At 66.1% G+C, this 14,550-nt stretch carries 7 protein-coding genes (1 of these 7 running past the window's edge); 3 read left to right on the top strand and 4 right to left on the bottom strand.

The annotated features are described in order from the left end of the window. Positions 1 to 87: 87 nt before the first annotated feature. Complete coding sequence (locus ACVWY6_RS03260) at positions 88 to 834, top strand: aspartate/glutamate racemase family protein (protein ID WP_457536141.1); 747 nt, start codon at positions 88 to 90, stop codon at positions 832 to 834. Here the strand turns inward: ACVWY6_RS03260 and ACVWY6_RS03255 are convergent. After that, entirely contained in the window at positions 827 to 1,159 is a 333-nt protein-coding gene (locus ACVWY6_RS03255; RefSeq protein WP_457536140.1) for a hypothetical protein, read from the bottom strand. The genes ACVWY6_RS03260 and ACVWY6_RS03255 overlap by 8 nt on opposite strands. Before the next feature lie 262 nt (positions 1,160 to 1,421). Here ACVWY6_RS03255 and ACVWY6_RS03250 point away from each other — a divergent pair, with 262 nt between their 5' ends. Together ACVWY6_RS03250 and ACVWY6_RS03245 are read left to right on the top strand one after the other, a co-directional pair. Beyond that, positions 1,422 to 2,288, top strand: coding sequence for a glycosyltransferase (locus ACVWY6_RS03250; protein WP_457536138.1), 867 nt, complete (start codon positions 1,422 to 1,424; stop codon positions 2,286 to 2,288). A gap of 151 nt (positions 2,289 to 2,439) precedes the next feature. Next, a complete protein-coding gene (locus tag ACVWY6_RS03245) occupies positions 2,440 to 3,336 on the top strand; it encodes an esterase/lipase family protein (protein WP_457536868.1) in 897 nt (298 codons plus the stop codon). 31 nt (positions 3,337 to 3,367) lie between these two features. Here ACVWY6_RS03245 and ACVWY6_RS03240 read toward each other — a convergent pair whose 3' ends face one another. The 3 genes from ACVWY6_RS03240 to ACVWY6_RS03230 form a co-directional block, all read right to left on the bottom strand. Next, on the bottom strand, positions 3,368 to 4,360 hold the full coding sequence (locus ACVWY6_RS03240) for a polysaccharide pyruvyl transferase family protein (protein ID WP_457536136.1): 993 nt from the start codon (positions 4,358 to 4,360) through the stop codon (positions 3,368 to 3,370). A gap of 61 nt (positions 4,361 to 4,421) precedes the next feature. Further along, positions 4,422 to 5,264, bottom strand: coding sequence for a glycosyltransferase (locus ACVWY6_RS03235; RefSeq protein ID WP_457536866.1), 843 nt, complete (start codon positions 5,262 to 5,264; stop codon positions 4,422 to 4,424). 609 nt (positions 5,265 to 5,873) lie between these two features. Then, positions 5,874 to 14,550, bottom strand: partial view of a non-ribosomal peptide synthase/polyketide synthase gene (locus ACVWY6_RS03230; RefSeq protein WP_457536135.1) — the 3' portion only. The gene runs 25,181 nt beyond the window's last position; only the last 8,677 of its 33,858 coding nucleotides appear in the window; the start codon falls outside the window, past its right edge; it ends in the stop codon at positions 5,874 to 5,876.

The following is a 14,550-nucleotide window of genomic DNA, read 5'->3' as shown; positions in this document are numbered from 1 at the left end:
ATCCACATCTTCGATCGCGGGTGGCCGGCTGCGTCTGCAGCCGGTCACCCGGGCGGTTCTCGTGCCGGGACAGGAATACTGGTTGTCGTGCGTATCAGCGTCATAAATCCCAATACGACCGTGTCGATGACCGAGCAGATCGCGGCCGCGGCGCGGTCGGTGGCGGCGCCGGGAACCGAGATCGTCGGCGTCACCTCCTCGATGGGGCCCGCCTCGATCGAGTCTCACTACGACGAGGCCTTGTCCGTTCCCGGCGTGATCGAAGCAATTGTCCGCAGCGAGCGCAGCGAGCATCCCGCCGACGCCTACGTGCTGGCCTGCTTCGGAGACCCCGGGCTCGATGCAGCCCGCGAAGTGGCCCCGGTTCCTGTGGTCGGTATCGCCGAAGCCGCGATGCACGCCGCGTCCTTGCTCGGTCGCACCTTCTCGGTGGTCACCACGCTGGGCAGAACGATGGGTCGCGCCGAAGAGCTCGCCGAACGGTATGGACTGGCGGGCCGCTGCCGCGGCATCCACGCGTGCGAGATCCCGGTGCTCGAACTGGAGACCAATCCCGACACCGCAGGCATCCTGGTGGACGCGTGCCGTTCAGCCGCCGAAGCGGACGGCAGCGACGCGATCGTCCTGGGTTGTGCCGGCATGGCCGATCTTGCACAGGTCATCAGCGCCAAGATCGGCATTCCTGTGGTCGACGGAGTCGCCGCGGGCACCTTGCTGGTCCAGTCGTTGGTCACCATGGGTCTGCGACCCCGGAACACGGGCGAACTCGCACCGCCGATCCCGAAGGTCTACAACGGCCTGCTCGAGCCTTTCGGGCGAGGTGCGATCAGTTGACCGACTGCGTGAGGTCCGAGTCGACGATGCGCGAGAGCAATGCGGTGACCACACCCGCCATCTCATAGGGATCGCCGATCACGCCGAGGTCGGGAAGCGTGTGCATCACGGCCGCGTACACCGCTGCGTTGTCGTCGAGACCGAGCTCGGCGGTCAGTACGCGATATTCCTCTATGACCATCTGGAGGCGCCCGTAGGTGACACGGCTTGTACCGTATTGCGCGGCCACTCGATCCGGCACACTTGCCGCGGTCTTCGTGATGACGGAGAGTGCGGGAACACCCGCTTCCGCCGGACGTTCGGACGCCGAAATCGTATCGCTCACGAGGATCTCCGCTTTCGCTCTTCTCTCGCCGGTGGCGAGGTGGATTAAGGGTGCCACACGTACAGAAATGTCGGATGGGCCCTTGGTTGGGAAGGCACCCTGTCTATTTATGACGTTGATCACTGCAGGTGACACAGCTGCCGCAGAAACTCACGACGATCGAAATAAGTGAGCGTCACGGTCAATTTCGTGCTTTGCTTTTTGTTTGCATTCGCGAATGAACAGGCGCCGCTGCCGGTTTGACATGTAATACTCCTGATTCATGACCTCCCCCACCTTGTCGCTGGTCATTCCTGCGTACAACGAAGCCGATTCGATCGGTTGGTTACTCGAGTCCCTGATGACCGAGTTGGATCAGCTCGACGAGATCATCGTCGTCGACAACAACTCCACAGATGAGACGCCGCAGATCGTCGCCGGGTTCACCGACCGCATCACCCAATTGCGGGTCATCACCGAGAAGCGGCCAGGCGTCATCGCCGCGCGCAACGCAGGTTTCGACAACGCGACCGGCGACATCATCGGAAGGATCGACGCCGACGCCAGAGCGAAGCCCGGTTGGGCCCGCGCGGTCCGCGAGTTCTTCGCAACTGCCGACGAGACAATCGGTGCGGGCACCGGCTTCTTCGACCAATACGACATGCCTCTGCAATGGGTGCACAGGAAGTTGCTGACGGTCGCGCTGAAATCGGCCGACAAGAAGGGCGGCGACCTTCCGTCGCTGTTCGGCGCGAACATGGCGATCCGCCGGACGACCTGGGAGCAGATCCGCCCGATCCTGCTCGACCAGAACGGCATCTTCGACGACCTCGACATCACGTTGTGTGTGACCGAGGTCGGCCAACGAAGCGTGTTCATCCCAGGCATGGACATCAGCGCCTCGGGACGCCGCATGCTCTCGAGCGTGGAGGTGTACCGCAAGTTCACCGACTACATGCCCGCAACCTACGAGGCACGCGGCATGCACGAGCAAGCCCGCAGGTCTGTGGCCAACGTCCGGACGATGCGGGTGCTGCATCGCATCTTCTGGCTGCCGTCACGTGCGTGGGACCCGGTCAAGGGCCGGTACTCGCTGAAACAGCTGTTCTCCAGACACAAGACGAGGGTGCTTCCGTACGCGTCGTCCTGACCACATCCCGGCGATTGGTGACGCCCCTGCATCATCCCGTAAACTCTCAACGAGAGGTTTATAGTTGTGATCGGATGAGGGGCAAGGTTTGCTGCGAACGCTGGATCGACGATGGCTCACGGGACGGATCGCCCTGGTATGCACGGCGGTGATGTGCTTGGGACTGACCGCACTCGCCGCGCCTGCGACGGCGGCACCCGCACCTGCACCTGCACCGACAACATCTGGTGGTGAGTCACCCGAGGGTGCCAATGACTGGTCCTGCATCCCCAGCCCGGCACATCCCCGCCCGGTTGTCCTGGTCCACGGGACGTGGGCCGATATGGCCACGACGTGGAAGACGCTTTCTCCGGCGCTCAAGGCCGAGGGGTATTGCGTCTTCGCTCTCAACTACGGGACGAGGGCGCCCGGCACGCGCCAGAACCTCCTCGATCTCGTCGGCGGCGACACCATCGAGCGGTCGGCCCGCAGTCTCGGCGACTTCGTGTCGCGCGTCCGCACCGCGACCGGGGCACCGCAGGTCGATGTGGTCGGCCACTCCCAAGGTGCGCTTGTCGCGCGGTCGTACCTGAAGTCGGGCGGTGGTTCGGATGCCGTTCGTCCTGAGCGCAACATCGTCCGCACCCTGGTCAGCCTTGCCGGCACCAATCAGGGGACAAGCTTCAACATCAACCAGCAGCTCGGTGCGATCGCCGAGATGCTCGGAATCCCGGTGGTCACGCTTGCCGCCGCAACGGTGGGGCCTTCGTACATCGAGCAGATGGCGGGCTCGCCGTTCCTTCGCGAACTGGCCGCTGGCGGGGACACCCGTCCCGGGGTCGACTACGTGGCGGTCGGTACCAAGCAGGACACGATGGTGACGCCACCGGAGCACTCGTTCCTCAAGCCGGTTCCGGGCGCGACCGTGAAGAACGTGTGGGTGCAGGACGGTTGCGAGAGCGCTGAGGCCAACCACATGGAGGTCACCAGCAGCCCACGGTCGGTGTGGATCACCCTCGCTGCCCTCGACCCGGGATATGCGCGGACACATCCGGCACCGTGCCCCTGACGCAGACTGATGACTCGGGCCGGGAGAGACGTCAGAGCAGGGTTGTGACGATTCGCGCGGCCTCGTCGAAGTCCCCGGCGAGATGGGTGCCCGGAGCAGATCCGAGATAGTCCCGGTAGATGGCCGAGATCTTCTTGTTGGCGTTGTCCACCATCACCACCGGCTTGTCGAGCAGAACCGAGAAGACAGCTGCGTGGAGCCGGTCGGTGACCACCACCTTGCCCTCGGACAGGATGTCCACCGCGTTGCGGATGACCAGATCGCACTGGTAATCGAACGCCCACCGGGCGTACGGGTAGGCCCGCGCCCGGACCCGCGGCACCTTGTGGATCGCCGAGTTCGCCAGGCTGACCGGCCACCACTTGAAGTTGTCCGCCACCGACGCATGCCATTCGGTCCTCGGGACGCCCGGGAATGCCCGGGCGACATCGTCTTTCTCGTGCATCGATTCTTGATCCCGACGTTTGAGCATCACCACGTCGCGGCTCGGTTCCCTTACCGGTGGCAGTGGCCGGGCTCCGAATGCCAGGTCCGGACAGTAGACCACCCGATTGTCGGGAAACAATTCGCGGGTCATTTCACAGCCCGCCCTGTCGCGGATCATCAGAGTCAAATCCGGATGCCGGGAGTACACGGCCTGCGCACGCTCCAGCGCAGACTTGTCGAGGAAATCGATCGTCTGCGGCATCTGGATGATTTTTCGGTCCGGATTCTCCTCGATCACCCGTTCACGAAATAGCTGGAATCGGTCATACCGATCGCCGAAATTCCCACCACCCTGCAGCAACAGCGGGCCCGTCGGCAGTCGACGCGAAAGGGCGGCGCGGTCATATGTATGGGTCGCGCAGACATATGCGGGGTCGATCCCCAGCCGATCGAGGTACGCCAGTTGTCCGCGATAGATGAGAAGGTCGCCGGAATTGAAGTGATTGGGATAGTCCAAGACGGCCACCCGATCACCCGGGATCTCCGCCCGCAGGATGTCTGCGGTCTCCTGTTCGATCTGGTCTACAGCTGTCGTCACGCGTACATCCTTCTGTCAGGGGCCTGCCCCATCGGGCGCCGCCCGAGTGGACGGTTCGGCATCAGGCGATCGGCCGGTCTTCTCTACGGGCAAACAGCCGTCTGATGCTGTGCTTTCGCGTCATCGGATCGTACGTGCGGGTGGGTACCCAGAACGCAAGGTACATTGCACGCGCGATCCACACATTGATCCACGACGCCCGGGCTCGTGAGGTGTCCCCGTGCAGCTCCCAGGTGCGGGGAACGCCCCGGGTGAACTGCCAGTACAACTTTCGGCTCGTCAGCATCCGCCGGCCGGACACCTGCACCCGCATACCCTCGATCACGGCGATCTTCCGACCGACAGCGCGCAACGCGATCGAAATGTCCAGATCCTCCCAGATCCCCGGCTCGTCATGGGTCAGCGACTCGATCTGCTCCCATGCGTCCCGGCGGATCGCCATATTCGCTCCGTAGACGCCAGGAGATTGCTTGACCTCGTCACTCTCCCCTTTCCGCGACGTGGTCGCGATCCGCATCAAAGCGCGGTGCACCCCTTGAAGAGGCATGTCGTACTGGGTGAACGGGCCTACGGCCGCGCCGAACTCGGGGCCCGCGGACGAGAAGAATGTGTCGATCGCGGCAGCCCACCCCGGCTGGACTATCGTGTCCGCGTCGATCCGTGCGATGACGTCGCTCGTGGCCGACGCCAGGCCACGGTTGCGAGCGGGCACGATTCCCTGACGACTCTCATCGAGCAGTCGTATCTTTTGGACGGTCGCTTGATGAGCGGCCACTACGTCGGCTGTTTTATCGGTCGAATTGTTATTGACCACAACTATCTCCGCGATGTCGTCGATTTGTTCGACGAGATTGTCGAGACACCGACCGATCGAAACTTCTTCGTTGAATGCTGGTATGACCACTGAAATGGACACAGCTCCCCCTCGCCTCGACTACTTCAATAGACAATTGGCTGCTCAATGCTCCACATGCCATGTATCTCATGAAATGCGGCGCGCCAAACAAATGCGCGTTGGGACTCACTTTACGAGATTAGTGGATGCACGTGTAATTGCCCCGTATTTCGCCTGCCGCTCGTATGAACGCGTGAATATCGACTGGGTCGCTGCAGATCGAGTGCGCGAGTTTCGCGAGCGGGCCATACGCTTCGCTCGCGGTACCGGCACCCGCTCAGCCTGCAGATAGAGCGAGAGCGAGTTTCGCGAGCGGCCTAAACGGTTCGCTCGCCATACCGGCCAACGCTCGGTCTACGGGTAGAGCAAGAGCGAGTTTCGCGAGCGGGGCGTAGGCTTCGCTCGCCGTATCGGCACCCGCTCAGCCTGCAGATAGAGCGAGAGCGAGTTTCGCGAGCGGGTCGCAAGCTCCGCTCGCGGTACCGGCACAAGCTCGCCCCGCAGACCGAGCGCCCGCGAGTTCCGCGGGCGGGGCACCGGGAGCGCTCGCAGTACCGGCACAAGCGCGGCCGGCAGACCGAGCCAGAGCAAGTTTGCGAGCGGGGGCTCGAGCCTGGCTCAGCGCCCGGCCAGGCTCCGCAGAGCCAACAGCCAATGCTGCATCAACTCGTCGAGGTCCTCGGGGTCGACGGCATCTGCGATATACGTGACGAAGGCGCGCACGACCGGCCCATCCGGTGTGTCGGTGGCCATCGACTGGATGTCGATCTCGGCCTGGGCCGGCATCCGGTTCCCTCGGGCCATCACATCGCTGTCCGTGCTGCCCAACTGCGGCCCACGCACGTCCGGGAACCACGGCGCTGCCGCAATCTCGTCGGCGATGTCGCCGCCCGGGACGGTCCCGATGTAGTTGAACACGATCTGCGGCTCGGGCAGCGCGGCCAGAGTTGCAGCCGATTCCCGGTCGAGATAGCGCAGCATGCCGTAACCGATGCCCCGGTCCGGGTTCGCCGCCATCGCCTCGCTGGTCCGGTTCAACACCTCGCGGGCGACGTCGGGCCGTTCGAACAGCGCGGCCATGTCGATGCCGGACAGGTCGATCCTCGCGGGGAACATCGACGTGAACCAGCCGACAGTCCGGGACAGGTCAGCACCGGGCACCACGTCTTCCTGACGTCCGTGGCCCTCGAGGGTCAGCAGTGCGCTGGGCACCTCGATGCCGCGATCCCGCCGCCAACCGACCACCGCCGCAGACAAACCGGCAACCAGCTGGTCGGCCATTGTCGTCCCGTCGCCGGTGGCGCTCATCAGTGGCTCGACGATCTCGGCCGGGATCTCGACGGAAGTCCTCGTGAGCAGGTCGGTCCGGTCGCGATCGAGGTCGAGTCGGCGACTGCCCAGATCCGGGTCGTCGCCGTCGAGGATCGACGTCCAGTACTCGAGCTCGCCTCGCCGGTCCGCGACCCGCTCATGCTGACCGGCAGTCCAGTCCCGCCATGTCGTTCCCGCGTCGGGAAGCTCGACGGGAGCGCCTGCGGAGATCTGCGAGCCCGCGGTGGCGATGTCCGCCACCAGGATTCGCCACGACACCGCATCCACCACGAGGTGGTGCGCGACAATCAGCAGCCTGCCGGCGGCATCCGGTCCCGCATCCAGCCAGGCGAGCCGCAGCATGACGCCGTCCTCAGGAGCGAGCCGGTCCATCTCTTCGAACAGCACCTCGCGCAGGGCGTTCTGGTATCCAGGCGCACCCGGGCGGCTGTCGTCCGTCAGGTTCACGCGGCGCAGCAACGAGTGCACGTCCACAGATCCGGGTGCACCGATGAGCAGTGCCCCAGCGTCGCGATCGAGCCGGGACCGCAGGATGTCGTGGGTGTCGATGACCGCGCCCATGGTGGTCGTGATCTGGTCTGCCGTGACGTCGGCAGGAAGGTTGACCACCATAGGCATCACGAACCTGCGGGTGTCTCCGCCGCGTTCGATCATGCGCGCTGCGGCGGGACTGAGCGGGGCCAGTGTCGGATCGCCGGGCGCAGCAACGGGTTCTGCACTCGCCGTCTCATCCGTGTCAGAGGCGGCGGCTGCGCGATCCACCGCAGCAGCGAGCGCGACGATCGTGCGGTGCTCCAGCACATCCCGGGCGGTGAAGTGCACTCCGGCCGACCGGGCGCGGCTGACGAGCTGCATCGCAAGGATGCTGTCGCCGCCGAGTTCGAAGAACGAGTCGTCGGCACCCACAGACTCGGCACCCACCAGCTCGCCGACGATGCGGCAGAGCACTTCCTCGGTCGGGGTCGACGGTGCCCGGCCCGCAGCCAGAGTGGCCTCGGGTAGTGGCAGTTCACGTCGTGCGATCTTGCCCGACCGGCTGCGCGGGAACTCCTCCAGCGAAACGATCACCTCGGGCACCATGTACGGCGCGAGTGTGCGTGCGGCGTGTGCACGGACCGCCTGTGGATCCGCGTCGTGTCCGGTGACGTACCCGACCAGACGCTGCCGTCCGCCGTCCTCGTGCATCACCACGGCGGCCTGGGCCACCGAGTCATGCTGTGCCAGAGCAGATTCGATCTCTTCGAGCTCGATACGCAGACCGCGGACCTTCACCTGGAAGTCGACCCGGCCGAGGTACTGGAGTGTGCCGTCCGCGAGGCGCCGTACCCGGTCTCCGGTGCGGTACATCAGCGACCCGGCAGGTCCGAACACACTCGGGACAAAACGTTCGGCAGTCAGGTCGGGACGCCCGAGGTACCCGCGTGCCAGCTGGTCACCGGCCAGGTACAGCTCACCCACCGCACCCACCGCGCAGGGCCGAAGCCACCGGTCGAGGACAAAGCTGCGGGTGTTCCAGACAGGCCGGCCGATCGGCGCCGCATCGGCACGGGTTGCGTGCCCGTTCAGTTCCGTCCCCGGTACGGCGACGACCTGCGAGGTGGCATCGACGGTGACCTCGGTGGGCCCGTAGAGGTTCACCACCTGCGCGTCGGCGATGTCGGCCACACGTTGGGCAAGCGACACCGGGAGGGCCTCGCCACCACTGAACACCGTGCGCAGCGACTTCAGCGATCCGGGTTCTGCCGACTCCGCGAACACGGCCAGCACCGACGGCACGAACTGCACCACGGTGACGTCGTGCTGCTGTACCAGCGACACCAATTCATCGGCTTCGCGATGTGCCTGCGGGCCCGCGATCACGGTGGTGGCACCGACGATGGTGGGCGCGAACATCTCCCAGACCGAGGCGTCGAAGGTGAACGGCGTCTTGAGCAGGACCACGTCCTGCGCCCCGAATCCGTGTTCGGAAGCCATCCACTGGAGCTGGTTGACCAATGCCCGCTGGGAGATCTGGACACCCTTGGGCCGGCCGGTGGATCCGGAGGTGAACAAGACGTACGCCAGTGAACGTGGACGCACCTTGCCCCTGCGTTCGCCGGGACGTATCGGACTGTCGTCGATGGACTGCAGATCCGGCACGGTCGGGTCCAGGCAGTTGACGCCGGGTAGCGCCGAACGCAGACGTCCGAGCTGTGCCGAATCGGCCACCACGCAGGTGACGTCGGCATCCGAGACGATCGTGCGCAACCGGTCGTCGGGCGCCTCCACGTCGAGCGGCAGGTAGGCGCCGCCCGCCTTGAGGATCCCGTAGACGGTCGCGACCTGCTCCAGGCTGCGCGACATGGCCACGGCCACCACGGCATCGGGTCCGACACCGCGGGCGATCAGAGCCCGTGCCCGTTTGTTGCCGAGAGCGTCGAACTGCGCGTACGTCAGCGTCCGCTCGCCGTCGATGAACGCGACGGCGTCGGGAGTTGCCGCCACCTGCTCGGCGAACAGTTCCATGGCGGTGCGGTCGGTGATCTCTTTGTCGGTGGCATTCCAGGTGTCCAGTTGCGCGTGCAATTCGTCGGCGTCGAGCAGGTCGAGTTCGCGAACCGGCGTCAGACTTGCCTGCGCGAACGTGTCCAGGACCATGACCAGTCGATCGGCCAGCACCTGTGCGCGGTCGTCCGGCACCAGGGACGGCAGGTACTTCAACTTCAGCGACAGATCCGGATCTGCTTGTGCCAGAAGTGTTGCCGGGTAGTGCGACGCGTCGTTGATCTGTGCGCCCGCGATCGACATGCCGTCGATGTCCGACTGCGCGTCGAGCTTGCCGCGGTCCACCGGGTACGACTCGAAGACGGTGAGCGTGTCGAACAGGATCGGCAGCCCCGCAGAACGCTGGATCGTGGGCAGCCCGACATGGTGAGCGTCGAGAAGGCCTGCCTGTTCGGACTGAATCCGTTCGAGGAGCCCGAGGACGGTCTCCCGTTCGTCGAGCCTGATCCGCACCGGGATGGTGTTGATGAACAGTCCGAGTATCGACTCGACGCCCGGGATCTCGGGCGGTCGGCCCGAGACCGTGGCACCGAACACCACGTCGTCACTGCCCAGGGTGCGTGCCAGCACCAGACCCCATGCGGCCTGCACCAAGGTGTTCATCGTGATGCCGCGGTCGCGCGAGAGATCCGCGAGCCCTTCGGCGGTCCGACGACCGAGGTCCAGTCCCAACTCGATGGGAATCTGATCTCCGGCGCTTTCCACGGCCGGCTCATCGACCAGCAGAGTGGCCGAGTCGAGGCCGTCGAGGGCGTGTTGCCACGATCCGACGGCCGTGGCCATGTCGCGCCGGTCCAGCCAGGCCAGGAAGTCGCGGTACGAGCGGGTGCGGGTCAGGTAGGAGTCGTCGCCGCCGGTGGCATACAGAGTGAACAGCTGTTCCATCAGAAGCGGTCCGGACCACCCGTCCAGCAGGATGTGGTGGTTGGTGAGCGACATCCGGTAGCGAGGGGTTCCGTCGGCATCTGGGGCGATGCGCAGGAGCAGCGCGCGCATCAGCGGCGGAGCGGCCATGTCGAACCGGTCGCTGCGGTGAGCCCTGAGCAGCCGGTCGACCTCGTGGTCGGCGGCAGCGCTGTCGGTCCGGTAATTGTCGGTGAGATCGACGACGTCCCAGGCGATGTCGACACCACCGGCGATCACCTGGACAACCGATCCGTCGCCGATGTGCCGGAATCCTGCGCGCAGGTTGGGGTTTCGTCGCACGAGAGTAGCCATCGCAGCACGCAGGCGCTGTTCGTCGACGGTCCCACGCAGTTCGAGGACAACCTGGGCGGTGTAGACGTCCGTGACGTACTGACCGGCCACCTCGGCGTGGAAGAGCATACCGATCTGCAGCGGCGAGAGCGGCCAGATGTCGTGCACGACAGGGTAATCGCGCTCGAGTTCCTCGATCTCGCGCTGGCTGATCTGAACCAGCTGAACATCGGACGGGGTCAGTCCGCCGGCCCGGCCGCTGCGCTCGTGGGTGGCGAGCGCGGTCGCCGCAGACACCCAGAGATCGGCGAGTTCTTGCACATCGTCGTGGCCGAGGATTTCCCCCGCGTAGCCGAAGGAGGCCGACAGCCGGGCACCGTCGGCGTGGTCGGTGGTGACCGCGTTGATGCTCAGGACCGCGGGCACCACCATGTCGGGATCCTGTGCGCCCGCAACCGATCCCCCACCGTCGGTGGCTCGCTGCCACCCGTGGGCGTCGGCCATCGGATCGGAGTCGTCCTGCCCGGCCGCCACGCGGCCGAGATAGTTGAAACCGATCTGGGCGCCCTTGTAGCCCGCGAGCGCGGGAACCGACCGCGCGCCGCCGTGAGCGAGTACGCCGAATCCGATGCCGTTGCCGGGCACCGCGAGCAGTTGTTCCTTGACGGCCTTGAAGGCCGAGCCCGCAGCAGGGCCACCGGCGAACGCGTCGCCTTGGTCGATGCCGGCGAGGTCGATGGCCAGCGGGTACATACTGGTGAACCAGCCGACCGTGCGAGACAGGTCGGCTCCACCGACGGCTTCTTCTTCGCGCCCATGGCCTTCCAGATCGATGAGCAGCGTGTCCGAGTGGACCCCCCGACGCGCGCGCCATTGCCGCACGGCCAGAGCGAGTGCCGTCAGCAGCGCATCGTTGACACCGCCCCGGTAGGCGGAGGTGACGCCGGTCAGCATCGACTCGGTCACGTCGTTCGGGAACTCGACGTCCAGGCGTTCGACCGTGGACGCCGTGTCGCGGTCGGGATCGATCCGGCGATCACCCAGCGCTGGATCGTCGGTGGCGACAACGGCAGCCCAGTGGTCGAGCTCGTCATCGCGGTGTGTGGCGGTCTCGGTGAGCGCAGTTGCCCACGCACGCAACGAGGTTCCGACAGCAGGCAGGTCGGGGGTGCCGCCGTTCTCGCTCTGCCCCCAGGCGATGGCGAGGTCGGGCAGCAGGATCCGCCACGACACGCCGTCCACCACCAGGTGGTGGACGAGCACGTACAGCCGTCCGGTGGCGGTGCCGTCGACGGGATCGAACCAGACCACCTGCATCATGACGCCTGCGGCCGGGTCGAGGCGGTCGACCGCCGCCGCGGTGGTGGCTGCGACCATCGCCTTGAACTCCGGCGTCCCAGGGGTCTCGGAGAACTCCACGCGAGTCAGGACCGTGGCCGGATCGATGGTGCCTGCCGGCGGAACGACCAGGCTGGACGATTCCGGGTTCGTGTCGTCGATGTCCAGTCGTGCGCGCAGGGCATCGTGGCGGTCCAAGACGGCACCGACAGCCGAGAGCAGTCGCTCATGCCCTGGATCGGCAGGCAGGGTCAGGAAGCTCGCCTGAGAGAACTGCTTGTAGTGGCGGCGGGTGTCGACGAGCCAACGCATGATCGGAGTCAGCGGTACGGGACCGACTGCGCCACCGGGCAGTTCGGCCAGCATGCGGACCTCGGCGTCGGCGGCGAGCTTGGCCACCTCGGCCAGCTCCGCCACGGTGCGCCGATCGAACACGTCGCGCGGTGTCAGCACGATGCCGGCGGCGCGGGCCCTGGACACGAGCTGGATGGAGACGATGCTGTCACCGCCCAGGGCGAAGAAGGAGTCGTCGACACCGATCCGCTCCACACCGAGTACCTCGGTGAAGAGCTCGGCCAGCCGCTGCTCCATCGGAGTGCTCGGGGCCCGGTAGGCGCCGGAGTTGCCGTCGAACACCGGCTCTGGCAGTGCGCGTCGATCGAGCTTGCCCGCGGGGGTCAGCGGCACCGAGTCGAGCACGGTGATCGATGACGGGACCATGTGCGAGGGCAACCGCTCACCCAGCCGGGCACTGATCTCGGTCGCCTGGACACTCCGGCCGGGCCGTGGGTACACGTACGCGACCAGCACGGTCTGGCCGGTGTGGGGATGCGTGTGCCCGATCGTGATGGCGAAGTCGATGTCGGGATGCTCGCCGAGGGCGGAGTCGATCTCGCCCAGTTCGATGCGGAAGCCGCGGACCTTCACCTGGTAGTCGGTTCGGCCGAGGAACTCCAGTTCCAGGCGCCCGTCAGCGGTCCGCTTCCACCGGACGACATCGCCGGTGCGGTACATCCGCGAACCGGGTTCGCCGAACGGGTCGGCCACAAAACGTTGAGCTGTCAGATCGAACCTGCCGAGGTAACCCCGCGCGACGGCGGACCCGGACACGTAGAGCTCACCGGCGACACCCGGCGGTACGGGCTGCAGGCGTGAATCCGCCACCAGCGCACGGACACCGGTGATCGGGCCACCGATCGTGACCGGCCGGGACGGGTCCATGGCGTCCGTGGACGTCGACCAGATGGTCGCCTCGGACGGGCCGTAGAGGTTGAACATCGCACGGTCCGGAGCCCAGCGCCGCACCAGTTCAGGCGGGCACACATCGCCGGCGACAGCGATCATCTCGACACCGCCGAGGCCGTCCGGGGGCACGGTGGCCAGCGCGGCGGGGGTCACGAAGGCGTGGGAGACCCGCTGCTCGGCGAGCAGCCTTGCCAGATCCTCGCCACCGAAGATCGATGCCGGCGCGATCACCTGCGTGGATGCGGCGTTGATCGCCATCATGATCTCGAAGATGGATGCGTCGAAGCTCGGGGACGCGAAATGCAGGACCCGTGACGACGAGGTCAACGAGAACCGGGGGCCCATCTCGGCCAACAGGTTGGCCAGACCCCGATGGGTGACACCGACGCCCTTGGGCCGGCCCGTCGACCCGGAGGTGAAGATCACGTACGCGAGGTCGTCGAGGACGGGCGCGTGCGCCGGGAACGAGGCAGGTGCCTCCGCGCCGGTCTCGACTGTGCGACGGCCGTATCGGTCCATCGTCTCGTCGGACACCGGTAGCCATTTGGCCAACTGAGGCAGGCGGTCGACGATCTCGTCGATGGTCAGACCGATGGTCACGTCGGCGTCGGCGACCATGTGCTCGATGCGGTCTGCCGGGTAGTTCGGATCGATCGGCAACACCGCGCCGCCCGACTTGACGATGGCCCAGAACGCGACCATCGAGTTCACCGATCGGCTGATCGCCAGCGCAACCGGCATCCCGGGACGCACACCTCGGTCGACGAGCAGCTCGGCGTACACACCCGACCGGAAGTCGAGTTCACGGTAGGTCAGCGATTCGGAGCCGCACACCAACGCCACACCATCGGGGTTGCTCTGCACCGCGCCGTCGAAGATCTCGATCATGGTGCGCGACGGGGCATCCGGCGGGCCGGCGACCGGCGACAACTCGGACCGCTCGGCGGGCGTCAGCAGATCGATGTCACCGATCCGTACGTCCGCGTCGGCCACGATGGCGGTCGCGATCGCGGTGAAGCGCTCGGCCAGCGCGGCGATGGTCGACTGGTCGAACAGCGCAGTCGCGTAGGTGAACAGCGCCGTCAGGCCCGTGTCGCCGTTGTCCTCGACCTCGTCGGCCAGGGTCAGTTGGAGATCGAACTTGGTTGTCGTGATCGGTGATTCGAGTCCGGACACGTGCATGCCCGGCAGCTCGAGCTCGGCCCGCTCGTTGTTCTGGAACGCCAGAGCCACCTGGAACAGCGGCGCGTAGGAGGTCTCACGCTCGGGCGCGAGGTGCTCGACCAGACGCTCGAACGGCACCTCCGTGTGTGTGAAGGCGGCGATGTCGGTGGCGCGGGTCCGGGCGAGCAATTCGCTGAACGGCTCACCGGGCCTGACCTCGGTACGCAGCACCAGTGTATTGACGAACATGCCCACGAGGTCGTCGAGTTCGGCCTCGCCGCGCCCGGCGATCGCGGTTCCGACGGCGATGTCGTCCGTGGTGCCAGATCGTGCGAGCAGCACGGCCAGCGCCGCGTGACAGACCATGAACATCGTGGCGTGGTGGCCGGATGCCACGCGCGCGAGCCCCTTGCGCAATTCGGGATCGAGCGAGAACTCGTACGACGCACCAGCGGTCGACTGCACCGGCGGCCGC

It is taken from the genome of Williamsia sp. R60 (assembly GCF_054063855.1).
Note: the sequence above shows the minus strand (reverse complement) of the source record. Positions and strands in the feature narration are given on the sequence as shown.